At 60.7% G+C, this 21,815-nt stretch carries 19 protein-coding genes, 1 pseudogene and 1 riboswitch; of the genes and pseudogenes, 14 read left to right on the top strand and 6 right to left on the bottom strand.

Translation table 11 applies throughout. From position 1 onward, the window contains the following. Position 1: 1 nt before the first annotated feature. A complete protein-coding gene (locus VF629_RS22365) occupies positions 2 to 523 on the bottom strand; it encodes a (2Fe-2S)-binding protein (RefSeq protein ID WP_331060731.1) in 522 nt (173 codons plus the stop codon). A gap of 384 nt (positions 524 to 907) precedes the next feature. Between VF629_RS22365 and VF629_RS22370 the strand changes: the two genes are divergently transcribed. The 5 genes from VF629_RS22370 (at position 908) to VF629_RS22390 (ending at position 5,915) form a co-directional block, all read left to right on the top strand. Further along, positions 908 to 1,051, top strand: a complete 144-nt coding sequence (locus VF629_RS22370; RefSeq protein WP_331060732.1) for a hypothetical protein — start codon at positions 908 to 910, stop codon at positions 1,049 to 1,051. 105 nt (positions 1,052 to 1,156) lie between these two features. Next, positions 1,157 to 1,834 carry a response regulator transcription factor gene (locus VF629_RS22375; RefSeq protein WP_331060733.1) on the top strand — a complete coding sequence of 226 codons (678 nt, stop codon included), beginning with the start codon at positions 1,157 to 1,159 and terminating at the stop codon, positions 1,832 to 1,834. A 168-nt stretch (positions 1,835 to 2,002) separates the two neighbouring features. Next, positions 2,003 to 3,415 carry a HAMP domain-containing sensor histidine kinase gene (locus VF629_RS22380; RefSeq protein WP_331060734.1) on the top strand — a complete coding sequence of 471 codons (1,413 nt, stop codon included), beginning with the start codon at positions 2,003 to 2,005 and terminating at the stop codon, positions 3,413 to 3,415. Positions 3,416 to 3,556: 141 nt separating this feature from the next. Continuing rightward, positions 3,557 to 5,188: a SulP family inorganic anion transporter gene (locus tag VF629_RS22385; protein ID WP_331060735.1), complete on the top strand. Its 1,632-nt coding sequence runs from the start codon at positions 3,557 to 3,559 to the stop codon at positions 5,186 to 5,188. A gap of 49 nt (positions 5,189 to 5,237) precedes the next feature. Next, complete coding sequence (locus VF629_RS22390) at positions 5,238 to 5,915, top strand: carbonic anhydrase (RefSeq protein WP_331060736.1); 678 nt, start codon at positions 5,238 to 5,240, stop codon at positions 5,913 to 5,915. Between the two features lie 224 nt (positions 5,916 to 6,139). On the opposite strand, the gene VF629_RS22395 is transcribed toward VF629_RS22390, so the two are convergent. Continuing rightward, complete coding sequence (locus VF629_RS22395) at positions 6,140 to 8,626, bottom strand: M1 family aminopeptidase (protein ID WP_331060737.1); 2,487 nt, start codon at positions 8,624 to 8,626, stop codon at positions 6,140 to 6,142. 179 nt (positions 8,627 to 8,805) lie between these two features. Then, positions 8,806 to 9,936 (bottom strand): acyltransferase, encoded by a 1,131-nt coding sequence (locus VF629_RS22400; protein ID WP_331060738.1) that lies wholly within the window; start codon positions 9,934 to 9,936, stop codon positions 8,806 to 8,808. A gap of 297 nt (positions 9,937 to 10,233) precedes the next feature. Here VF629_RS22400 and VF629_RS22405 point away from each other — a divergent pair, with 297 nt between their 5' ends. The 5 genes from VF629_RS22405 (at position 10,234) to VF629_RS22425 (ending at position 17,428) form a co-directional block, all read left to right on the top strand. Beyond that, positions 10,234 to 12,141: a TonB-dependent receptor gene (locus VF629_RS22405; RefSeq protein ID WP_331060739.1), complete on the top strand. Its 1,908-nt coding sequence runs from the start codon at positions 10,234 to 10,236 to the stop codon at positions 12,139 to 12,141. Between the two features lie 90 nt (positions 12,142 to 12,231). Beyond that, positions 12,232 to 12,324, top strand: a riboswitch (SAM riboswitch). Positions 12,325 to 12,692: 368 nt separating this feature from the next. Next, the gene (locus VF629_RS22410; RefSeq protein WP_331060740.1) at positions 12,693 to 13,688 is read left to right on the top strand and encodes a hypothetical protein; all 996 of its coding nucleotides are present in this window, start codon (positions 12,693 to 12,695) and stop codon (positions 13,686 to 13,688) included. Between the two features lie 138 nt (positions 13,689 to 13,826). Continuing rightward, positions 13,827 to 14,846, top strand: a complete 1,020-nt coding sequence (locus VF629_RS22415; RefSeq protein WP_331060741.1) for an LLM class flavin-dependent oxidoreductase — start codon at positions 13,827 to 13,829, stop codon at positions 14,844 to 14,846. Between the two features lie 164 nt (positions 14,847 to 15,010). Then, on the top strand, positions 15,011 to 16,486 hold the full coding sequence (locus VF629_RS22420) for an amino acid permease (protein WP_331060742.1): 1,476 nt from the start codon (positions 15,011 to 15,013) through the stop codon (positions 16,484 to 16,486). 117 nt (positions 16,487 to 16,603) lie between these two features. Then, positions 16,604 to 17,428: a CPBP family intramembrane glutamic endopeptidase gene (locus VF629_RS22425; RefSeq protein WP_331060743.1), complete on the top strand. Its 825-nt coding sequence runs from the start codon at positions 16,604 to 16,606 to the stop codon at positions 17,426 to 17,428. Between the two features lie 130 nt (positions 17,429 to 17,558). Here the strand turns inward: VF629_RS22425 and VF629_RS22430 are convergent, their stop codons facing one another. Together VF629_RS22430 and VF629_RS22435 are read right to left on the bottom strand one after the other, a co-directional pair. After that, complete coding sequence (locus VF629_RS22430) at positions 17,559 to 18,425, bottom strand: YsnF/AvaK domain-containing protein (RefSeq protein ID WP_331060744.1); 867 nt, start codon at positions 18,423 to 18,425, stop codon at positions 17,559 to 17,561. 49 nt (positions 18,426 to 18,474) lie between these two features. Next, positions 18,475 to 18,945 carry a YsnF/AvaK domain-containing protein gene (locus VF629_RS22435; RefSeq protein WP_331060745.1) on the bottom strand — a complete coding sequence of 157 codons (471 nt, stop codon included), beginning with the start codon at positions 18,943 to 18,945 and terminating at the stop codon, positions 18,475 to 18,477. A 367-nt stretch (positions 18,946 to 19,312) separates the two neighbouring features. Here VF629_RS22435 and VF629_RS22440 point away from each other — a divergent pair, with 367 nt between their 5' ends. The 3 genes from VF629_RS22440 to VF629_RS22450 all read left to right on the top strand — a co-directional run bounded on the left by VF629_RS22440 (position 19,313) and on the right by VF629_RS22450 (position 20,879). Further along, entirely contained in the window at positions 19,313 to 19,966 is a 654-nt protein-coding gene (locus VF629_RS22440; RefSeq protein WP_331060746.1) for a hypothetical protein, read from the top strand. Between the two features lie 135 nt (positions 19,967 to 20,101). Then, positions 20,102 to 20,455 (top strand): hypothetical protein, encoded by a 354-nt coding sequence (locus tag VF629_RS22445; protein ID WP_331060747.1) that lies wholly within the window; start codon positions 20,102 to 20,104, stop codon positions 20,453 to 20,455. A gap of 73 nt (positions 20,456 to 20,528) precedes the next feature. Continuing rightward, complete coding sequence (locus VF629_RS22450; RefSeq protein WP_331060748.1) at positions 20,529 to 20,879, top strand: hypothetical protein; 351 nt, start codon at positions 20,529 to 20,531, stop codon at positions 20,877 to 20,879. On the opposite strand, the gene VF629_RS22455 is transcribed toward VF629_RS22450, so the two are convergent. Next, positions 20,860 to 21,279 carry a secondary thiamine-phosphate synthase enzyme YjbQ gene (locus VF629_RS22455; protein WP_331060749.1) on the bottom strand — a complete coding sequence of 140 codons (420 nt, stop codon included), beginning with the start codon at positions 21,277 to 21,279 and terminating at the stop codon, positions 20,860 to 20,862. The genes VF629_RS22450 and VF629_RS22455 overlap by 20 nt on opposite strands. Before the next feature lie 94 nt (positions 21,280 to 21,373). Between VF629_RS22455 and VF629_RS22460 the strand changes: the two are divergent. After that, positions 21,374 to 21,815, top strand: a pseudogene (locus tag VF629_RS22460) (hypothetical protein); the annotation flags it as partial.

The raw sequence follows: 21,815 nt of genomic DNA on the forward strand, positions 1-21,815 counted from the left end.
CCTAGGCTTTTTGGGCGCTGATGACTTCCATTACGGCCGTCAGGATATTAGAATACGCGCCACAGCGGCACAAATTGCCGCTCATCAGCTCCCGCACTTCGGCTTCGGTGTGGGCGTGCCCTTCGTTTATCAGGCCCTGAGCCGAGCAGATTTGGCCCGGCGTGCAGTAGCCGCACTGAAAAGCGTCGTGGTCGATGAAAGCCTGCTGCAGCGGGTGCAGGTTCTCTTCCGTCCCTAGTCCCTCAATGGTGGTGATGTCGGAGCCCTCGTGCATCACCGCCAGCGAAAGGCAGGAGTTGATGCGCTTGCCATCCACCAGCACCGTGCAGGCCCCGCACTGGCCGTGGTCGCAGCCTTTTTTGGTGCCGGTCAGGTCCAGGTACTCGCGCAGGGCGTCGAGCAGGGTGGTCCAGGGCGCAATTTGGAGGGTGTGGTCTTCGCCGTTGATGTGCAACCTGACGGGCTGCGTAGGCGCCAGAGGAACGGTGATGCGCCCCAGGGGCGCTTGGGTTAGTTGACTCATAAGCAGCGAGAAAGGAAGGGGCAGGGCGGCAGCTTGCTCTGTGAATTTTTCTATACGTGCCCGAAGAGCACCAGTGTTGCCAAAGCCATATTTTTTGTCGCCGACTCCCAAGACCGCCACACAAAAGCCTCAAGCATAGCGCAGCGCAGGTGGCTGAAGGATAGGCGCCAACGAAAGTCATTCAAAAAATGTTGCATCCGTTCGGCGAGAGCTTATGGTTATTTGACCGGAAAAATCTAGCGTTGACCTAATTAGTCTTTCCAAGTGAGAAAAGTGCACTAGATTCGTGGTCATAAAAAACACTAGGACATTTTACTTAGTGATTTATCCAGGTTTCGATTGCACATGAACATTCAGCAGAATTTCCGCTATTACCTTGCTTTTGTGTTGGCCGTTCTCTTGGCCGTGGGTGTCCGGAACCAAGCGGCTCCCTTGGGCATGAGCGCCGCCGTGACCGAGGCCCCTGCCCCTGCGCCCGCCCCGGCCGCTAAAACCGCTAATGCCCCCGTTTTGGCTTCCCTGCGCTGAGGCGCCTTCTGCAGGCCCCGTTTCCGTGCCGGCCCGCCCCCGAAGTTCCGGCTTCGTGGGGCGGGCCGGCGGCTTTTTCGGCCGTGGGCACTACCTTCCCGCCCCATGAGAATTCTATTAGTTGAAGACGAGCCTTCGGTGGCGGCCTTCCTGCACCAGGGCCTCACCGAGCAAGAGTACACCGTGGACCTTGCCGCCGACGGCCTGCTGGGCCTGAGCCGTGCCCAAACCACCCGCTACGACTGCCTGATATTGGACCAGATGCTGCCCGGCCTGAGCGGCCTGGAAGTGTGCCGCCAGGTGCGCGCCCACGACCCCGGCGTGCCCATCCTGATGCTCACCGCCTTGGGCGAGACGGACGACAAAATTCGCGGCCTCGACGCCGGCGCCGACGACTACCTCGTCAAGCCCTTTGCCTTCGAAGAACTGCTGGCCCGCCTGCGCGCCCTGGTGCGCCGGCGCACCGAAGCCCCGGCGCCCAAAGCCGTGCTGCACCTGGCCGACCTCGTGCTCGACCCCGGCGCCAAGCGCGTGGAACGAGCCGGCCAGGTGGTGCAACTCACCGCCCGCGAGTTTTCGCTGCTGGAATACTTGCTGCGCAACCAGGGCCGCGTGGTGTCGCGCGCCGACTTGCTCACCCACGTCTGGGACATGAGCTTTGACACCGGGTCGAACGTAATAGACGTGTACATCAACTTTTTGCGCAAGAAAGTTGACAAAGGATTTGAGCCCAAGCTCATCCATACGCTCGTGGGCATGGGCTACATGATGAAGAGCGAATGATTTTTGAGGTGTAGGTGTACTGATGTGCAGGCGTGCTAATGAACGGGTGTAGGGTTGAGTAAAGAGGTTGGCAGGATGGCGAAATTGCGCTGCCGGACCCGGTGGCGCAGTGCGTGGCATCACCAAATTACGCAGCACATCAGCACATTTACTCATCAACAATTATCAATGTCCATTCGCCTTCGCCTTGCCATTCAGTTTGGGTCCATTCTGGCCGTGACCCTGCTGCTGTTTGCCTTGGCCATCTATTTTGCCACCCTGCAGTCGCGCCGCGAGCTGTTCACCCAGAGCCTGTTCAAGCGGACGATGGTGGTGGGCCACGCCTACGCCGACGGCCAGCAAGACAGCATCAGCGCGGGGCAGCAGGCCTCGTATCGGCGCTACTTGCGCCAGCTCTACCGCACCCTGCCCGACGAGGAAGGCCGGGTCTACAACGCCGCCAACCAACTGGTGTTCCGGGAAGGGCAGGGGCCCACCAAACCCGTGCCCATTGCGTGGCTGCAGGAAGTGCGCCGCTCTGGGCGGGCCGTGCTGGAGCCCGAGTTCAACTACCACGAAACCGTGGGGCTGCTCTACCACGACGCCCGCTTGGGCCCGCTGGTGGTGGTGGCCTCGTCGGTGGACGAAGACAGCCGCCAGCAGCTGCAGGAGTTGCGGCACCTGCTGGCGGTGGGCCTGCTCACGGCCTTTGTGGTGATGGGCGTTGGCAACTGGGTGTTTGCCGGGCAGGCGCTGCGCCCGCTGCGGCGCATGGTGCAGGAAGTAGACGGCATCACCGCCACCGACCTGAGCCAGCGCCTCACCCAAGCCGCGGGCTCCACCGACGAGATTGGCCGCCTGGCTCAGCGTTTTAACCGCCTGCTCGACCGCCTGGAGGCCGCTTTTGCCGGGCAGCGCACGTTCGTGCGCGACGCCTCGCACGAGCTGCGCACGCCGCTCACGGCACTCATTGGCGAGCTGGAAGTGGCCCTGTTGCAAGCCGAGCGCTCCCCCACGGAGTACCGCCGGGTGTTGCAATCCACGCTCGACTCGTCGCGGCAGCTCAACGAGCTGACCAACGGCTTGCTGCAGATTGCCCGGGCTTCCGACGACCCCTCCCAGGTGTCGATGACCGAGGTGCGCCTCGATGAGCTGTTGCTGCAAGCCCACGAGCAGCTCCTGCGCCGCCATCCCACGTGCCGAGTCGACCTGGATTTTGGCGATGCCGACGAGCCTAACACCGCGCCCTTTGCGGTGCGCGGCAACGAAGCGCTGCTGCTCTCGGCCATGCTGAACGTGCTCGACAACGCCTGCAAGTTTTCGGCGGGCACGGGCGGAACCGTCACCGCCACTTTGGCCCGGGCCAGCCGGCGCCTGGTGCTGCTCGTTTCAGACGAAGGGCCCGGTTTGTCAGCCGCCGACTTGCAGCAAGTCTTCGTTCCGTTTTTCCGGGCGGCGTCGGCGCGGGCCGTGCCGGGGCACGGCATTGGCCTCCCGCTGGCGGCCCGCATCATGGCCCTGCACGGCGGCACGGTGCGCGTGGAGAGCGAGCCCGGTCAGGGCACGCAAGTATGGCTCGAATGGCCCCTGCTGAAGCCCTAAAAGCACCCTCAGCGTTTTAATTCTTTTTTAATTTTTCTTTAATTCCGTCTTAATAAAGAACCCGTAACCTTGTAAGATATTACCCATTTTTGTTGCTTACGCACTAATTCGGTGCTTAAGTGTACCACGCTATTCCACTCTATGCCTCATATTATCTCGAGCCCCTCGCGCACGGGCTCACCTATCGCACCCTCCAACGGCGCGGCTTCGCCGCCACCCAAAGCGTCGCCGTTCAGCACCATTGCCCAAGATGCGCCGGCGGGCCTGGTGGTATTTTTGGTGGCCCTGCCACTTTGTTTAGGCATCTCATTGGCCTCGGGGGCCCCGCTGCTGGCGGGCCTCATCACGGGCATTGTGGGCGGCGTGCTGGTTAGCTGGCTGAGCGGCTCCGCGCTGAGCGTGAGCGGCCCGGCGGCTGGCCTCACGGTCATCGTGCTCACGGCTATTGCCACGCTGGGCTCTTTTCAGGCCATGCTGGCCGCCACGGTGGTGGCGGGCGTCATCCAGGTGCTGATGGGGTTGGTAAAAGCGGGCGTTATCGGGATGTACTTTCCGGCCGCGGTTATCCGGGGCATGCTGGCTGCTATTGGTTTGATTCTGATTTTGAAGCAGATACCGCACTTTATGGGGGCTGATTCGGACTACTTCGAAGACATGGACTTCCTGCAGTTCAACGGCCAGAACACCTTCACGGCCATTGGCATTGCCCTCAAGGGCATCAGCCCGGGTTCGGTATTGATAGGGGTTGTGTCCCTCGCGCTGCTGCTGCTATGGGATACCAAGCTAATCCGCCAGTTTGGCTGGGCTCGTAAAGTGCCCGCGGCCCTGCTGGTGGTGTTGACGGCCATCGGCCTCAACCAGCTGTTGCGCAACGTGGCCCCCGACATGCAGGTGCGCCCCGAACATTTGGTGAAATTGCCGGTTGTATCGTCTATTGGCCAGTTGTTTTCCTTGATGACTTTCCCCGATTGGTCGGCTTTCACGCGCCCAGCTACTTATGGCGTGGGACTCACAGTTGCTTTGGTGGCCTCGCTCGAGAGCCTGCTCAGCGTGGAGGCCGTGGACAAGCTCGACCCCCACAAGCGCCGGACGCCCCCCAACCGCGAACTGATGGCCCAGGGCGCTGGCAACATCGTGAGCGGCCTGCTCGGCGGCTTGCCCATGACGGCCGTTATCGTTCGTTCGTCGGCCAACATCGGCGCGGGCGGACAGTCTAAAATGTCGGCGTTCATACACGGCCTGCTGCTTTTGGCCAGCCTGCTGTTCCTGGGCTCGGTGCTGAATCTGATTCCCCTGTCGGCGCTGGCTGCCGTGTTGCTGGTGGTGGGCTTCAAGCTCACCAGGCCGGCCCTTTACTTTACGCAGTGGAAACTGGGTTACGCACAGTTTATTCCCTTCATCGTGACCATTGTGGCGGTGCTGTTCACCGACTTGCTCAAGGGCGTAGGCGTGGGCCTGGCCGTGGGCTTCTTCTTCATCCTGAAAGCCAATGCCGAGCAGGCGTTTTTCCTCAACCACGACACGCCGGACCTGCAGCCGGGCACCTTGCACCTGCGCTTGTCCGAGCACGTCTCCTTCCTGAACAAGGCCAGCATCGTGAACGCGTTGGAGAAGCTGCCCGCGGGTAGCCGCGTCATCCTCGATGGCAGCCAGTCGGCCGACATCGACCACGACGTGCTGGAAGTCATTGAGTCGTTCCGGTTGGTGGCGGCCGAGCGCAACATTGAGTTGGAGCTCCGCGGCATTCGCCAGGTAGAAGTAGCCGGCCACTAGTCTCGCCCGTATTTCACTTTTTTCTTTCTCATTCACGTAATCCCTCGTCGTGTCTTCTCCCTCCAACAGCGCCAAGAAGCCTAAGTCCTCGGTTGGTGTTCAGCAACTCCTCGAAAACAACCGCCAGTGGGCAACCGAAATGACTTCGGAAAACCCTGATTTTTTTGTAGAGTCAGCCAAGGGCCAGGACCCGCAGTACCTGTACATTGGATGCGCCGACTCGCGCGTGCCCGCTTCCGGCATTATGGGCACGATTCCGGGCGAAATGTTCGTGCATCGCAACATTGCCAACCTGGTGGTGAACACCGACTTGAACCTGCTCAGCGTGCTACAGTACGCCGTGGAAGTGTTGAAAGTGAAAGACATTATGGTAGTGGGCCACTACGGGTGCGGCGGCGTGGCCGCCGCCGCCGCCGACAAGCAGTATGGTCTGATTGACAACTGGCTGACGCACATCCGCAACGTCGTCCACTTGCACGATACCGAGCTTTCAAGCATCAAGGATGAAAAGAAGCGCGCTCGAAAACTGGTGGAACTCAACGTGCTGGAGCAGGTGCGCAACCTGGCCAAAACCGACATCATCCAGAACGCCATGCGCGGCGAACACCCGCCCCGCCTGCACGGATTGGTGTACGAGTTGGCCGATGGCACCCTCAAAGACCTGAAGATTGATGGCGCAGCCCTTGCCCGGGAAATGAAGAGCATCTACGGCACCGAACCTCACTAGAAATTGAAAACCGGCAGGGGGACAGCACAGGACCCCGCAAAAAAAACAACGGCTCGGCCACAGCCGGCCGGCGGTAGCGGTAGGACTGTGCAGTTCTGAGCGAAACGGGCCTCCTTCAACGCAATGGCGAAGCCGCTAGTGGTGAGCTGGCAGGATGTCGTTTCCTCACGAAAAAAGCCCCGGTGCAGCGTGCACCGGGGCTTTTGTTTTATCAGCTCAAAAAGCTATTTGGCCGATTGAATCTCCTGCACGGCCTTGTCGACGGCTTGCTGCGACTCGGTGCCGCGCCCGCGGTTGGCTTGGGTTTTGGCCGCTTCCTGCAGCAGGCCGGCGCCCATTTGGTCGGCGCCGTAGGTCTTGTACTTGATGGCAAAGGCCTTCACCCGCTCCACGCCTTCGGCAAAAGCTTTGGGGTCGTCGAGGCGGCCCATCATGGTAGTCAAGGCCGGGGCCATGTTGAACTGCGCTTGCGGGCGAGCAGCGTCGAACTTGTCGCGCACGTAGGCCCACTCGTTCGGGCCGCCGGCTTTGGCGTACACGTCCACCACAGCTTGGGCCAGGGCTGCATGCTCGTCTTTCTCAAAGGCTTTGGCTTTCGCCAGGGCCTGGGCGGGCTGCACAGCGGCATAGCCACGCAGGGCTGCACCCTGCACGTTGTACGACTGGTTGTTGAGCTGCTTGCTGAAAAGCTTTTCGTCCTTCTTGTCTTTCAGCTGAGCCAGCGAATTGAGCAGCTGCGTCATTACGGCAGGCTCTTTTTCGGTGGCCGCGCGCTTACGCAGGGCAGGGCCCGCCGCTTTGGCCACGGCTTTGTCATCCAGCTTCAGGGCAGCTACCGCAGCCCCGCGGATGCCATAAAACTTGTCGTTGAGGGCGGCTAACAGCACGCCACGGGCAGCGGCGTTGGAGGTCTGCTCTTTGGCAGTAGCGGCCACGGCCTCGCGGCGGTCCACAAACAGCGGAGCGTGGCTGAACTGATACACAGCAGCGACCACCGGCTTATTGTCGGTTTTCTGCCACAGCATTTTTTTGTTGGCGTCCACGTTTACCAGCTCCGGCTTGGCCGAAAGGGGCATGGTGAACGTCTGAGTGGCCTCAGTCATCATTACGGGCTGGCGCTGCACCTTGCCGCCCACGTAGTAGTCGATGGTGAAGGGCAACTGGAACGTCTGGCCCGGCTGGGTCTGCTTCACGGTTACAGACTGCACCTTTTTGGCTGCGTCCCAAGCGTAGTCGATGGTGACAACGGGGTGACCGGGAGCGTAGTACCACTGGTTCCAGAACCAGTTCAGGTCTTTGCCCGACACGGCCTCGAAGGCCAAGCGCATCTGGTGCGCCTCGCCGTTGCCAAGGGCGTTGTCTTTCAAATATTTCTGCAGGCTGGCGAAGAAAACCTCATCGCCCAGGTAGGTGCGGAGCATGTCCATCACGGCGCCGCCTTTCTGGTAGCTCACCAGGTCGAACACGTCCTCCTGGCTGTCGTAGTGGAAGCGCACCAGGTTTTTAGCCGCGTCGCGGGGGCTGTTGAGGTAGCTGCGCAGGTAGCGGTAGTAGTGCGCATCGGCGGCGTCCTTACCGTACTTGTGTTCGGCGTAGAGGCCTTCCGAAAAGTCGGCCATGGTCTCGTTCACGGTGATGTTCGACCACGATTCGGCCGTCACGTAGTCGCCGAACCACTGGTGAAACAGCTCGTGGGCAATGACCGACTCGTTGCTAAACTCGCGGTCGAGCAGTTCTCGGTCCGTCATCTGCACTTGCTCGCCGTGCAGGGTGGCGGTGGTGTTTTCCATGGCGCCGCTCACGTAGTCGCGGGCCACAATCTGGGCGTATTTGTTCCACGGATACTCCACGCCGAGGCGGTTGGAATAGAACTCCAGCATGTCGGGCGTGTTACCGAAAATCTGCTTGGCGAAGGGGGCGTACTTGGGCTCGAGGTAGTAGCTCACTTCCTTGCCGCGCCAGGTGTCTTTGTAGATTTTGAAGTCACCCACGGCCATCATGAACAGGTAGGGCGCGTGGGGCAGGTCCATCTTCCAGGTGTCGGTGCGCAAGCCAGGGCCGGCGGGCTTCTGGCTTACGAGCGCGCCATTGCTCAGCGTGACGTACTTGCTGGGCACGGTCATGCTAATTTCCTGGGTGGTTTTCTGGTTGGGGCGGTCGATGGTGGGGAACCAGGCCGACGAGGCTTCGGTCTCGCCCTGCGTCCAGATTTGCACGGGCTTGCCGGCCACGGCGCTGTCGGGGTTGATGAAATACAAGCCCTTGGCGTCGGTGATGGCGGCGCTGCCCTTCACTTTCAGCTCGTCCGGCTTCGAGACGTAGTCGATGTAAATGGTGTATTGCTCGCCGGGCTTGAAGGTTTTGCCCAGGTTGATGCGCAAGTTGGCGGCATCGGTGTAGCTGTACTTGAGGGGCGTTTGCTGCTCGCCGTTCATCAGGGCTACGGCCTTGATGTCCATGCCCTTGGCGTCAAGTCGCAGCGAGTCGGTGGGGTAGGCGTGGGGCTTGAGCATAATCCACGTCTTGCCGTAGAGGTAACGCTTGGCGTAGTCAAACCGCACGTCGAGCTTGGTGTGCACCAAGTCGTTGACTTTGGTGGCTGAGGCGCGATAAGGAGATTCTGCCTTGGCGACCGGGGTGGAGGGAGCCTGAGCGTAAGCCGGTGCACCGGCCACCAAGCCCAGGAGGCCCAGCGCAAAAAGATGCTTCATGAAAAAGGAAAACGGATGAAAAAGAAAAACTTGGGCCAGTCCCTAGCCCCGCGAAAGCAGACTGCTGGTTCGCCTTGCGAAAGTAACAAGCGAATGCAGGACCGCGGGGGCGGGCTAGGCCGTCCTTGGTGGCGCTGGGCAGCTCCAGTTGACCGCGGCGGAAGCTCAGTTCGGGAGCGCTAGGCCCGCGTGCGGTCCAGCACCCACCGGCGCAGGGGCTCTTCCAGCCATCGGTAGCCGGCTTCGGAAATAAGCACCGTTGCCAAAAACCGCCACCCAAGATGCCCAGCCGGGCCAACCCAGGCGTTCCACCAGATGCTGAACAGGCCCACGTGGAACAAATAGAAAAAGTACGAGCTGCGTCCCAGCGCTTGCATTAGCTTGGTGGCCAGGGCCGCCCGGAGCCAGCTGCGCTCGGCGAGCAGCCCGGCCAGCAGCAGCAGCACGCCTATAGGGAACATTAGGTTGTTGAGAGCGATGGCGCCGAGGTGGAGCCGCCCGTCGTAAAAGTTGCTCGGCGAGCGCAGCCAGGCCAGTAGTCCCACCGTCAGGACCATGAGCAGAAGCCCGGCCAGCGTGCGCCAGGGCCACTGAGAGCGGAGAACCACCCCGGTGGGGCGGGCGGCCCACCAGCGAGCCAGCCCAACGCCCAGCGTGAACTCAGCCACCCTGCCAAAAAAGGTGTAATTGAACAGGTGATAATACGAGCCAAAAAGCCCGTGTAACTCCGCCCGGCCCATGCAGAGATACGTCAGGGACAAGCCTAAGCCCACCGTGGCGGCCACAAAGCCTGCTGCGCCGCGGAGGCCCCACCGCTGCCAGGCCAGCAGGAGCACCGGGGCCGAAAAGTAAAAGCATTCCTCCACGGTCAGCGACCACCCCTGGGGGATGCCCACGTACTTGAGCGTGCTGGAAAAGCCGCGCAGCAGCGTTTGGCTTAAGAAAAACAGCAGCGCACGGTTGGCTGCTTGGCCCGCTGGAACGGGCCAGTAGCGGTAGGCCAGCAGCACGCCATTCAACAAGAGGTAGACCGGGTAAATGCGGGCTACGCGCCGCCAGAGGTAGCGCCGCCACCACGCGGCGGTAACCTGCACCGTGCCCAGGTACCGGGTTGCGATAACAAAGCCGCTGAGCACGAAGAAGATGCCCACACCTACATAAAATTGGCTGAAAATGTTTTGGATTCCTTCGGCCACCGGGGGCCGGAAATGCAGGAAGAAAACCAGGTAGGCCGCAATGGCCCGCAAGCCAGTGAGAGCCGGGTAGTAAGGCCGTGCGGTGGGTGGCGCAGCGGGGGCGGGAGCTGGCATAATGCCGCAAACTACTGCTTGCCGCGGGCTAGTTGGCCGCTGGTAAGCATGCAGCAAGCGCTGCCGGGAGCCATCTCAACCCCTCGGCTGCTTGCTAAGCCGTTCACAGACTGACACTACTGCTGTAGCAAACCTTCACAACCCTGCTTTTTACCGTGGGGCCGCGAGTGGTTGAGCAGGCGCGCCGACAAGGCCTATGTAGTTTTGCTCTCTCATTCCGAAGTGGTTTTCATGTTCCGATTACTATCCGTAAGCTGTTTGGTGGCTATCCAGGGGCTTGCGCAAGCACCACAGGCCTTGGCTCAAACACCGGCCGACAGCAGCCGCAGCCTGCGCGAAGTCACCGTATACGCCTCCCGCCTCAGCCAGCCCCTGAACCAAACCGGGCGCGCCGTGACGGTCATTTCCGGCGCCAGCATTACGCGCTATCCGGTGAATTCGCTCGACGATTTGCTGCGCTGCCTGCCCGCATTGGAAGTGCAGAGCCGCGGCCCCTTCGGCGCGCAAGCCGACGTGAGCCTGCGCGGCAGCACCTTCACCCAGGTGCTTTTCCTGCTGGACGGCATGCGACTGAACGACCCGCTGACGGGCCACTTTGGGGCCTACTTGCCCATCACGCCGGCCGAGATTGAGCAGATTGAAATCATCCGTGGGGCTGGGGCGGCTCTCTACGGGCCCGATGCCGTGGGCGGCGTCATCAACATCGTTACCAAAACCTTTGCCGCCACCGAGCGCCGCGACGAGGCCGAACTCACCAGCACTACCATGCGCGGTGAGTGGAACCTATGGCACACCAACACGGGCGGCTTTCTGGCTAAAAACGGCTTGCGCGTGGGGGGTGGCATCTTGCTGAACACCACTGACGGCCAGCTGCGCGGTGCGCCAAGCAGCCAGCGCAGCGATGCCAATCTTAAAACGTATTCCCTTTCGGCCGCTTACGACATCACGTCCAAACTGAGTTTGGCTGCCCGCGCCAGCCTCGACCGGCGCGACTACAACGCCCAGTTTTTCTACACCACTAACGCCGGCGACCTGGCCCGCGAAACCACCAACAAAAACTGGTACCAAGGCCAGCTCAGCTACCAGCACAACGAGCGCGCCCGCACCGAAGCGCAAGTGTCGACCAGCCGCGGCACCGACTATTACCTCTACACGCCCACGTCGGTGGCCAGCGACCACCTCACGCACTACACCAACGTGTTGCTGAGCCACCAGCAGCAGGTTGGAGACAAAGTGCGCGCCACGCTGGGCGGCCAAGCCGACCGCCGTGCGGTGGAAAGCAACGACCGCGGCAATCACGCGCAGTGGCACTACGCCGCCTTCGGCGTGGTGGCCGTGACGCCAAGTGCCGGCCTAGCCCTAACCGGGGGCCTGCGCGTCGACCACGACCAAGCCTACGGCACCGAACTAGTGCCCCAACTCAATGCGAGCCAGCAAATAGGAGAGGCCCTCACCGTGCGGGGCGCCATCGGCCGGGCCATTCGCGCCCCCGATTTCACGGAGCGCTACAATGCTAATGGCCGGCCTGGCATTGTGCCCAATGGCTTCAACGTGGGCAATGCCGCCCTGCAAGCGGAGCGGACCACGAACTACGAAATGGGGGCTGACTACCGCCCATTTCCGGGCTTTACTGCCAAGCTGACTGGTTTCCTGCGGAAGGGCAACAACCAGATTGACTACGTGCCGACGCCCGGTGCGCAGGTCATCGAAGCCAGCGGCCTCACCAATCTCAACGCCGCCAGCACCTACCGCTTTGCCCAAAACCTGTTCGATGTCACCACCCGTGGCCTTGAAGCCGAGCTGACGTATGCCCACCAGTTCACGCCCAAAACCCGTTTTGATGGCAGCCTGGGCTACACTTTGGTGAAGGTGACCAATGCCGAAAGCATTGCCTCGCAGTACCTGGCCAACATTGCCCGCCACGTGGTGTCCGGCACGGTCGGCATCACGTCAAACCGCGTCAATGCGAGCTTCAGCGGGCTGTGGAAGCAGCGCGATGCCAACGCCGTAGCGGCCATCAGCCGGGTGCAGCGGCCGGAATACGCCGTGTTCAATGCCCGGCTGGAAGCCGCAATCTTGCCGCAGCGCCTGTGGCTCACGGGGCAGGTGCAGAACCTGTTCAACGAAAAATATTCGGACTTGCTGGGTGCCCAAATGCCCACGCGCTGGCTGATGGGCGGCGTGCGGCTGGCCCTGCGGAAATAGAGCCGCGTAAATGCTCCTAGCTACCGATTTGGAAAAATCGGGCGAGTGTGCCGTACCTTTGCGGCATCAATTCTTTCTCCCAAAGGATTGTTTTTATACAGAGGCGCTGAGAGACAGGCTCTAAGATGCGCCGGCAACCATCCGCAACCGCGGGCAAGGTGCCAATTCCTGACCATATAAAAACAAGTTGCCGTGGACGCTGCCAACAACCTTCTCGTTTCTCCCGCCTCGTTTCAGGCCCGCGCCGTAGCCGTGCGCCCGGCCGGCATGGGCTGTTGTTGTTGTCTGGCTTAAGCACCGACGTCTCCGTCTGATTTCGCGGGGGTGAGTTGGTGAAGGTCCGCTTAGCGGGCCTTGCACCCTTTTCCTGCTTGTGGGTATTCCAAACGTAACGCTACCAGCGTTGGCAGAAACGCGTGCACGCGGCTGCCTCGTCCGCGGCACTTATCCCACACTTCATCAGCGGGTTTCAATCAATTTCGAACTATCCGGGCGCCGTTTTCGCGGCTGCTTTGTTCTCTAACTCAGTTTCTTCTAATTCTCTCCAGTTTATGGCCTCTTTGCAAAAGCCCATTGGCATCTATTTCGAGCACCCCGAATGGTTTAAGCCGCTCTTCGCAGAGTTGGACCGTCGCGGGCTGCCCTACGAGAAGATTGATGCCGCGCACCACCTCTTCAACCCCGCCGAAAAGGAAAGCCGCTACAGCCTCGTGGTGAACCGCATGAGTTCCTCGGCCTACTTGCGCGGGCACGGCCAGGGTATATTCCACACCGCGGGCTATGCCACTCACCTCGAGCGCATTGGCACGCGCATCATCAACGGTTCGGCGGCCACGGCCATCGAGACCAACAAGGCCCGCCAGCTCTCTTTGTTCGAGTCACTGGGCCTGAAGTACCCCAAGTCGTTTGTGATTAATCACGCCTCGCGCGCAATCGACGCGGTCAAGGAGCTTCGCTTCCCCATCGTAGTGAAAGTAAACATTGGCGGCAGCGGCGCGGGCATCATTCGCTTCGACACGCCGGAAGGCTTGCAAGCGGCTGTGGAAGCCAACCAGATTGACCTCGGCATCGACCAAACCGCGCTGGTACAGGAGTACGTAACGCCCCGCGGCGGCAACATCCACCGCGTGGAGACGCTGGACGGCAAGTTCCTGTACGCCATGAAAGTGTACACCACTGGCGAGAGCTTCAACCTGTGCCCGGCCGAAATCTGCCAGATTCCGGAGGAGCAGTCGGCCGAGTTCTGCTTGACCGAAGCGCCCAAGAAAGGCATCCAGGTAGAGGCCTTCACGCCTCCCGCTGAGGTGGTTGCCGCTGTTGAGCGCATCGTGGCTGCCGCCAAAATTGACGTGGGTGGCATCGAGTACCTCATCGACGACCGCACCGGCGATGTGCTCTTCTACGACATCAATGCCCTGTCCAACTTCGTGGCCGATGCCGTGAACGTGGTAGGTTTTGACCCCTACGCCCGTTTCGTGGACTACCTGGAAGCGCAACTGCCCGCTTCCGCCACCGCATCTGTGCAGTCCGAACTGGCCACTGCTTAATCCAAAATAATAACAACTGAACGTCATGCTGAGCGCAGCCGAAGCATCTCGCCCGCTTCGTTGCAGCGAAGTGAAGTACTCACGCAGTAGAGATGCTTCGGCTGCGCTCAGCATGACGTTCTTTTAGGCTTACTTAACATGAAATTCGGATATTGGATGCCCATTTTCGGGGGCTGGCTGCGTAACGTGGAAGACGAGCAAATGCCCACCGACTGGAACTACGTGAAGCAGCTGGCGCAACGCAGCGAAGCCCTCGGCTACGACCTTACGCTGATTGCAGAGCTGTATTTGAACGACATCAAGGGCACGGAAGCCCCGTCGCTCGAAGCGTGGAGCACGGCCGCGGCCTTGGCTGCTGTGACCGAGCAACTGGAAATAATGGTGGCCGTACGCCCCACTTTTCACAACCCCGCGCTGCTCGCCAAGCAGGCCGCCAACATTGACTTAATTGCGCCCGGTCGCTTGTCGCTGAATGTGGTATCGAGCTGGTGGCGCGACGAGGCCACTAAATACGGCCTGCACTTCGAGCAGCACGACGACCGGTACGCCCGCACCCGCGAATGGCTGGACGTGGTGACCAATGTGTGGAAGCAGGACCATTTCAGCTACGAGGGTAAGTACTACCAAGTGGCCGACAACATTCTGCAGCCCAAGCCCGCCAAAGCGCCGTTCCTCTATGCCGGGGGCGAGTCGGAAGCGGCAAAAGACCTCATCTCGACGCAGTGCGACGGCTACGTGATGCACGGCGACTCACCCGAGCAAATCGGGGCCCGCATTGCCGACATGCGCCGCCGCCGCGAGCAGAAAGGCTTGCCGCCCATGAAGTTCGGCGTGGCCGGTTACACCATTGTGCGCGACAACGAGCAGGACGTGAAGAAGGAGTTGGACCGCATCACCAACGTGAAATCGTCGGCGGCTGGCTACGACAACTACCAGCAGTGGCTGGCCGGCACGCAACTGGAGCAGCAAGTGTCGCTGCACGACTACTCAGTGTCGAACCGCGGCCTGCGCACGGGCCTCACCGGTACCCCCGCGCAGCTACAGGACCGCATCGGTGCCTTCGAGGCGGTAGGTGTGGACTTCTTCCTACTACAGGCCAGCCCACAGTTGGAAGAAATGGAGCGGTTCTCCGAATCGGTTATTCAAGTGCTGGCTTAGTTGGGCTTTTAGCTGCCATGCAGTTCCCCATGCCGTCATGCTGAGCGCAGCGAAGCATCTCTACTGCTGTACTAACTATGATTAGTTGCTCAGTAGAGATGCTTCGGCTGCGCTCAGCATGACGGTCTTTTTTGTCTGCGCTATTAGCGCCTTTACACACTTTCATGTTAAAAAAATCACTCGAGCTGCTTCGGGCCGAAGCAGCCGAAACGGGCGCTAACACCCTCAAGCGAAGCCTGAACGGCGTTAGTCTCATTGCCATCGGCATTGGCGTAATCATTGGCGCGGGCTTGTTTTCCCTGACGGGCATTGCGGCGGCTAACAATGCTGGCCCCGCTGTTACGCTTTCCTTCGTGGTAGCGGCCGTGGGCTGCGCGTTTTCGGCGCTGTGCTACGCGGAGTTTGCCGCGCTGGTGCCGGTGTCGGGCAGTGCCTACACGTATTCTTACGCCACCATGGGCGAGTTGTTCGCCTGGATTATTGGTTGGGACTTGGTGCTGGAATATTCGGTGGGCGCGGCCACGGTGGCCATTAGCTGGTCGCAGTACCTCGTCAAGTTTCTCGGCAAGTACAATCTGCACATTCCGGCGCAGCTGGTGATGTCGCCCTTCGAAACGGCCAAGCTGGCTGATGGCTCCACGGTGTCGGGATTTGTGAACGTGCCGGCCATGCTCATTGTGCTGGCCATCACGGCCATTGTCACGCGCGGTACCAAAGGCTCGGCGTGGTTCAACGCCTTGGTGGTAGCTCTGAAAGTGGCCGTGGTGCTGGTGTTCATCGCGCTGGGTTGGCAGTACATCGACCCTGCCAACTACCAACCCTACATCCCGACCAACACGGGCACGTTCGGCGAGTTTGGCTTGAGCGGAATCCTGCGCGGGGCCGGCGTCATTTTCTTCGTGTTCATCGGTTTCGACATCGTGGCTACTATGGCCCAGGAAACCAAAAACCCGCAGCGCAACATGCCCATTGGCATTCTGGGCTCCTTGGCGGTGTGCACCGTGCTGTTTGTGCTGTTCGGGCACGTGCTCACGGGCCTGGCCAACTACACGGAGTTTAAAAACAGCGCCGCGCCGGTCGCCATTGCCATCGAGAAAACTCCGTATGCCTGGCTCAGTTCGGCCGTGATTCTGGCCATTCTCATCGGCTACACGTCCGTGATTCTGGTGGACTTGCTGGGCCAGTCGCGGGTGTTCTTCTCGATGTCGAAAGACGGGCTGCTTCCGCCGGTGTTCTCCCGGCTGCACCCCAAGTTCAACACGCCGTTTCAGTCCAGCCTGTTGCTGGGTTTGTTCATTGCGCTGTTTGCTGGCTTTGTGCCCATTGCTGTGGTTGGTGAAATGACCAGCATTGGCACCCTGCTGGCGTTTGTGATGGTGTGCTTGGGCGTGCTCATCATGCGCCGCACCAACCCCGACGCCCCGCGCAGCTTCCGCACGCCGTGGGTGCCGGTGGTACCCATTCTTGGCATTCTGGTATGCGTCGTGATGATGGCCTCGCTGCCCTGGGAAACCTGGTTGCGCCTGCTAGTGTGGTTGGCCTTGGGCATGGCCATTTACTATGGCTACGGCAAAAAGCACAGCAAGCTCCGGCTGGCGCAAGCAGTAGCCGGGTCTGGAGGGGGAAACGAGCGACTGTAGCCGGAAGCTTTTAGGTTTCTAACATTACCTTGGTCACTCATTGCCCCTTTTGTTTTGATGGAACCCGTCCCGCCGCCAGCCGCAACTCTTGCTTCCAATCTTGACCATCAACCAATTGTGGATTGGCAAGTCCCAGCTGCGCAGCTGCATCCGCGGCCGGCTTATCCAACCTTGGGTGAAAGCTGGGCCATAGTCGGGTGGTATCTGCTGGCCACGCTGGTGGCGGGTGGCGCTAGCTACTTGTTGCTGGCGGCAACTACTGCGCTGCCGCGGGTACAACAGCTTTTGCTGGCGGCAGCGGCGGCCAACGTGGCTCTGCTGGCTTTTTTGCGTTGGAAGGCCGGGACCCGCAGGCAGTCCTGGGAGTTTTTAGGGCAGGCCCGGGCTTGGCACTTTGCGGCGCTGCCCGCAGTGGTTGTGGCCGGGCAACTGCTGCTTTCTCTGCTGCATTATCTCCACTTGCCGGACACCACGGGGGCTAAGTTTCAGGAATTGAGCAATTCGCTGGTGGCGGCACTGCTGCTGGGGGCCGTAGCGGCTCCGGTGCTCGAAGAACTGCTTTTTCGGGGGCTGGTGCTGAACGGACTGCTGCGCAATTGCCCGCCGTGGGCGGCCATTGGTCAATCGGCTCTGTTGTTTGGCCTCATTCATTTTAACCCGGCTCAGAGCATGAGCGCGGGGATGTTGGGCCTGCTGCTGGGCTGGCTCTATTACCGCACCCGCTCGTTGGGGCTGTGCGTCGTGCTACACGCCGTGAACAATGGACTCGGCTTGGCGGCCATGCATTTAGCCACGCCTGCCATTCAAAAAGCCGAGTCTATGGCCGACGTTTTCGGCTCGTCCGGCCAATATATTGGCTCCCTGCTGGTGTCGGCAGTGGTGCTGGCCGGTTACCTGTGGGGCGTGCAGCGCACCACGCAAATAGAGCCTGCTACGTTGTGACCGGATTGTGGCAAGGCAAGGTCCGTTTCCCAAAACGTTCTTTTCGCAGGCCACTTTGGGACCAATATGACGGCAATAAAAAAGCGACGGCTGGAATTCCAGCCGTCGCTTTTCTTACGAAACCCCGAACCTAGCGGTTGGTGCGGGTGGTTTCGTCGTAGTCGGTATCGGTGGTGCGGGTTTGGTTGGCGCCCAATTGCTCCACTTGCACGTCGGTGCTGCGCACGGTGCCGCGCACGGTTTCGTCGCGCTCAGTCACTTCTTTGCCGATGTTGACTTCGCCCACCACGCGGGCTTCCTTGGCCACCACGGCGCGCTCCGCCGATTCGGTCACGCTGATTTCCCCTTCCTTGAAGGCAGCAAAATCGGCTTCGGTGGCGGGGCGGTTCACGTCGCGGCGCTGAATGTTCACGTGCTCTTCGCGCAGGCGCACGTGCTCCTCAATGGGCCGCTCGATGATGCGGCTGCGGATGCGGGCGCCGCCGGTTTGCTCCACCCGCTTGCCTACTTGCAGGTTTTCTTCGATGATGGGCAGCGCGCCGGTAGTCTGGCCGCTGGTGGCAGCGGTGCCGGCAGTGGCCGTCTGGGTGCCGCTGGCAGCACGGGCTTGGGCGTATTCGGCATGCACGTCGATGGCGCCGTTGTCGTCGAGAAGGTCGCGGGCACGCTCGGCCTCTTCGGCTGTGGCGGCGTGTACCGTCACCACCGAGCGGCCGCCACGGGTGGCCGTGGTGTAAGCGCGGGCGTCGTCGTTGTCGTTGCCGCCAAACAGGTTGCTGAAGAAGTTGCCGATGCTGTCGTTGGCACCGGGGTCGGTATCGGTGGTGTGGCTGCTGCCGGTGCTGCTGGACTCATTGGCAACGAGGTGCTGGGCCCGCTGGGCGTCTTGCGCGGCTACGTCAACATTGCTTTGGATAAAGCCGGCGGACATGAGTTTCTGAACTGCTTGCTGCGCTTCTGAAGCGCTATTGAACAAGCCTATTACGGTTTGAGCCATTGGTGAAAAATGAAAATGTGGAAAGAAAGGAAAAGGAAAAGTTGAGTACTTAAGAAGCAGCGTCGGGCGGGGCAGGAGAACCTTCGATGCGCTCGTAGCGGACTTCTTCGCGCCGCAGGGTCACCTCCTGGGGATTGTTCTGGGTAAGGGTGCGCTTCCGCACGTGCAGCTCTTCCACGAGCACGAGCTGGGTGGTCACCACCACTTCTTCGCGCAGCACCGGGATTATCATGGTGTCGCCTTCGTGGCGCACCTCGGGCGGGGTTTCCACCACCTGGTTGATGGGCACCCGCTCCACGTGCACGTGCTCTTCTTGGGTGGGCACGTCCACGGTCTGGGTTTCGTGGTGCACGGTTTTGCGCACAATGACGCGGCCGGTTTCCACCACTTGCTTTTCAATGCGCGCGGTTTCTTCAATCACCGGAATGGTGGTGACGGCCTCGGGCTGCGGGAGCGGAGTGAGTGTCGGGTCAATGGGCTGCATGCGTCGGGTTACGTCGCTTGGGTGAGTGTGTTTCAATTCCACGGCGCAGTTTTTTGCCAAAACCGGGTAGGCTGAACCATTTAAGCAGCTCCTTGACTCCCGTTTAATCTGAACGATGGGACCGCTGCCGACCCGCTCGATTTTTCTGTGTGCCAAGCGGTTTTTATGCTTACAGTCGCGCTATGGCCAGCGGCCAGCGGCGGTGCTCGCCTGGCCCAAACGACTCAGTATTCAAGTCATTATTTATTTTAAAAGAATTTTGCTATAATACCACAACCGTCGTTGGCGGGCTACCCCGGTTGAACCCCGTGTGCCGGCGCGGCACACTTCCTCACTGGCACGGCGCCGCCCCCCGGCGCCGGCCGGCCCGCCCCAAGCCGCGCACTTCGCCTTACTTGCCGGTATGAATGAACTAGCTGCTCGCTGGCACCGCCTTACCGCCCCGCTCGTGCCCAATACCGCCCAGCGCGAGGCCGCCTTTCAAGCCCTGGCCGCCGCCTACCGGTCCCCCACGCGCCACTACCACACCCTGCACCACATCGAAAACCTGCTGAACCGCGTGGCGCAAATAGAACTACGCGACCCCACGGTGGTGGAGCTGGCCGTCTGGTTTCACGATGCCGTATACAACGCCCTGAAGTCGGACAACGAAGCCCGCAGCGCCGCCCAGGCCCTGGCTTTTCTGAAGGATTCCACGCTGAAACCCGCCCGGCAGCAGCGCGTCGCCTTCCTCATCGAGCGCACCGCCGACCACACCCAGCCCCAACCGCCCGACGACGCCGACTTGCTCTACTTTCTGGATGCGGATTTGAGCATTCTCGGCGCGGCCGAAGAAGTGTACTGGAATTATGCCCGCCAGGTGCGGCAGGAGTACCGCCTCGTGCCCGATTTGTTATACCGCCCCGGGCGCCGCAAGGTGCTGGCCAAGATGCTGGCCGCGCCCGTGCTCTACCACACGCCGGCGCTGCGGGCCGAGCTTGACGCAACGGCCCGCCAAAACCTGCGCGCCGAGCTCGCGGCGTGGGAGCAAGGCGGGTTGCCGGATTTTCTCGGTTGAGGGACCGCAACGCGGGAGGCTGAACCGTTTGAGCTCGGCAATTCGCGAGTTCGTCGGGGGTATGGCATTCGTTCAGCCAGAGAAAGACAACTTTGAAAAATGCTTGCCAGACTTTTGAAAATTCAATAAGCCCGCGTGCCCAGTTTGATTTTCTCGATGAAGACGCAGCAGTATCCCAATCTGATTCCCTCGTACGAGCACGAGCGGCTCGAAGCGTTGCAGCCCTACCAAGTATTGGGCACGCCGGGCCAGGCATTGTTCAACGACTTTGTGAGCGTAGTGGCCAAGCTGCTCGACGTGCCCATTGCCCTGGTGTCCTTGGTACGTGCCCACGACGTGGTGTTCGTCGGCAACGCCGGCCTGCCCGAAGCATCGGTCGTGAACCGAGAAGACAGTATGTGTTCGGTGGCCATTTTGCAGGATGGCCTCACCGTGTTCGAGGACGTCGCCACCGAGCCGTGCACATTGGTCAACCCTCTCGTGGCCTAGCAAATGCACCTGGGTTTCTACGCCGGCCAGGCCATGCGCACCCCCCAAAGGCCTGGCCATCGGCAGCCTCTGCGTGCTCGACCGCCGCCCCCGCCAGCTCAGCGCTGCCGAAGGCCAGCTGCTCACCGACCTGGCCAGCGTGGCCCAGGACCTGCTCCACCTGCAGGCCGCCCAAGCCGCCGATGCCACGCTCGTTCCCAAGCTGCGCGCCCGCCTCGACGGCCCCTTGCAGCAGTCCTTCACCCGCCTCAGCACCCTGGCCGAACTCAACCAGTGGGCCGGCCCCGCCGATACCGAGGAAGCCAGCCGCTACACCGAGTCGCGGCTAGACGAAGCGCGCTACCTGGCCCAAACCCTGCACTGGGAGCTGCAAGCGGCGCTGCATCAAGTTCAAAAAGAAATGGTTACTCGCCCAGTAGCGTGAGTAACAATGAGCGGCGGCCGCCGTGTTCGCGGTGCTCGCCCAGGTAGATACCCTGCCAGGTGCCCAGCGCCAGCCGCCCGTTCGCAACCGGAATGCTGACGCTGCTGCCCAGCAACGCGGCTTTTAGGTGGGCGGGCATGTCGTCGGGCCCTTCGGAGTTGTGGCGGAAATAGGGCGCATTTTCGGGAACCAAGCGCTGAAAGTATTGCTCGAAATCGTGGCGCACCGTTGGGTCCGCGTTTTCGTTGAGGCACAGGCTGGCCGAGGTGTGCTGAATGAACACGTGCAGCAGGCCTGCCTGCATCTGCGGCAGTTTCGGCAATTCTTGCAGCACGTAGTCGGTGATGAGATGAAAGCCCCGGCGCATGGCCGGAAGCTGGAAATGCTTTTGGTAAATCATAAGCGGGAACAAGTCTCGGAGCGCTGCCAAAGGTCTTGCTATAGCCTTTCAGATGTAATACTCCGAGAAGCGCAAGCGAAGCATAAATTGTGGCATGAAATCACAGGAATGGGTACGGGTATTTTGCCAGCTATTGATAGGTATGGGCGTAGTGGGTAAAAGTGGATTGCGTGCCCAGACCCGTCTTGAAATGTTGCGTTCTGTGAAGGCACCGGGGGTGGTGCCCGTACAAGACAGTCTCTTTATGGACGAAGCCGAGATATCTAATTTACATTGGATTGAGTACCTGCATTTCCTTCGCAAAGATTCTTCGCAAGCTTTTTACCAATCCCAGATGCCCGATACCACAGCCTTATCACATTGGCTGCGGACGCGTACCTCGAAGGACAGCATTGATAACTTGTACGGCAGGTATTATTTGCGCTACCCTGGGTTTCGCCATTTCCCAGTGGTAGGCATCACACATCAACAAGCTATAAATTATTGCCACTGGCGCACTGCGACCGTTAAAAAGGTCTCTCTGGAATCGGCGAATT

It is taken from the genome of Hymenobacter sp. (assembly GCF_036388155.1).
Classification (GTDB): Bacteria; Bacteroidota; Bacteroidia; order Cytophagales; family Hymenobacteraceae; genus Hymenobacter.

Coding starts and splice junctions, on each gene's coding strand:
- VF629_RS22395 (WP_331060737.1), bottom strand. CDS start 8,626: ATGAAGCATCTTTTTGCGCTGGGCCTCCTGGGCTTGGTGGCCGGTGCA.
- VF629_RS22410 (WP_331060740.1), top strand. CDS start 12,693: ATGGCCTCTTTGCAAAAGCCCATTGGCATCTATTTCGAGCACCCCGAA.
- VF629_RS22385 (WP_331060735.1), top strand. CDS start 3,557: ATGCCTCATATTATCTCGAGCCCCTCGCGCACGGGCTCACCTATCGCA.
- VF629_RS22440 (WP_331060746.1), top strand. CDS start 19,313: ATGAATGAACTAGCTGCTCGCTGGCACCGCCTTACCGCCCCGCTCGTG.
- VF629_RS22430 (WP_331060744.1), bottom strand. CDS start 18,425: ATGGCTCAAACCGTAATAGGCTTGTTCAATAGCGCTTCAGAAGCGCAG.
- VF629_RS22365 (WP_331060731.1), bottom strand. CDS start 523: ATGAGTCAACTAACCCAAGCGCCCCTGGGGCGCATCACCGTTCCTCTG.
- VF629_RS22375 (WP_331060733.1), top strand. CDS start 1,157: ATGAGAATTCTATTAGTTGAAGACGAGCCTTCGGTGGCGGCCTTCCTG.
- VF629_RS22415 (WP_331060741.1), top strand. CDS start 13,827: ATGAAATTCGGATATTGGATGCCCATTTTCGGGGGCTGGCTGCGTAAC.
- VF629_RS22420 (WP_331060742.1), top strand. CDS start 15,011: ATGTTAAAAAAATCACTCGAGCTGCTTCGGGCCGAAGCAGCCGAAACG.
- VF629_RS22400 (WP_331060738.1), bottom strand. CDS start 9,936: ATGCCAGCTCCCGCCCCCGCTGCGCCACCCACCGCACGGCCTTACTAC.
- VF629_RS22380 (WP_331060734.1), top strand. CDS start 2,003: ATGTCCATTCGCCTTCGCCTTGCCATTCAGTTTGGGTCCATTCTGGCC.
- VF629_RS22455 (WP_331060749.1), bottom strand. CDS start 21,279: ATGATTTACCAAAAGCATTTCCAGCTTCCGGCCATGCGCCGGGGCTTT.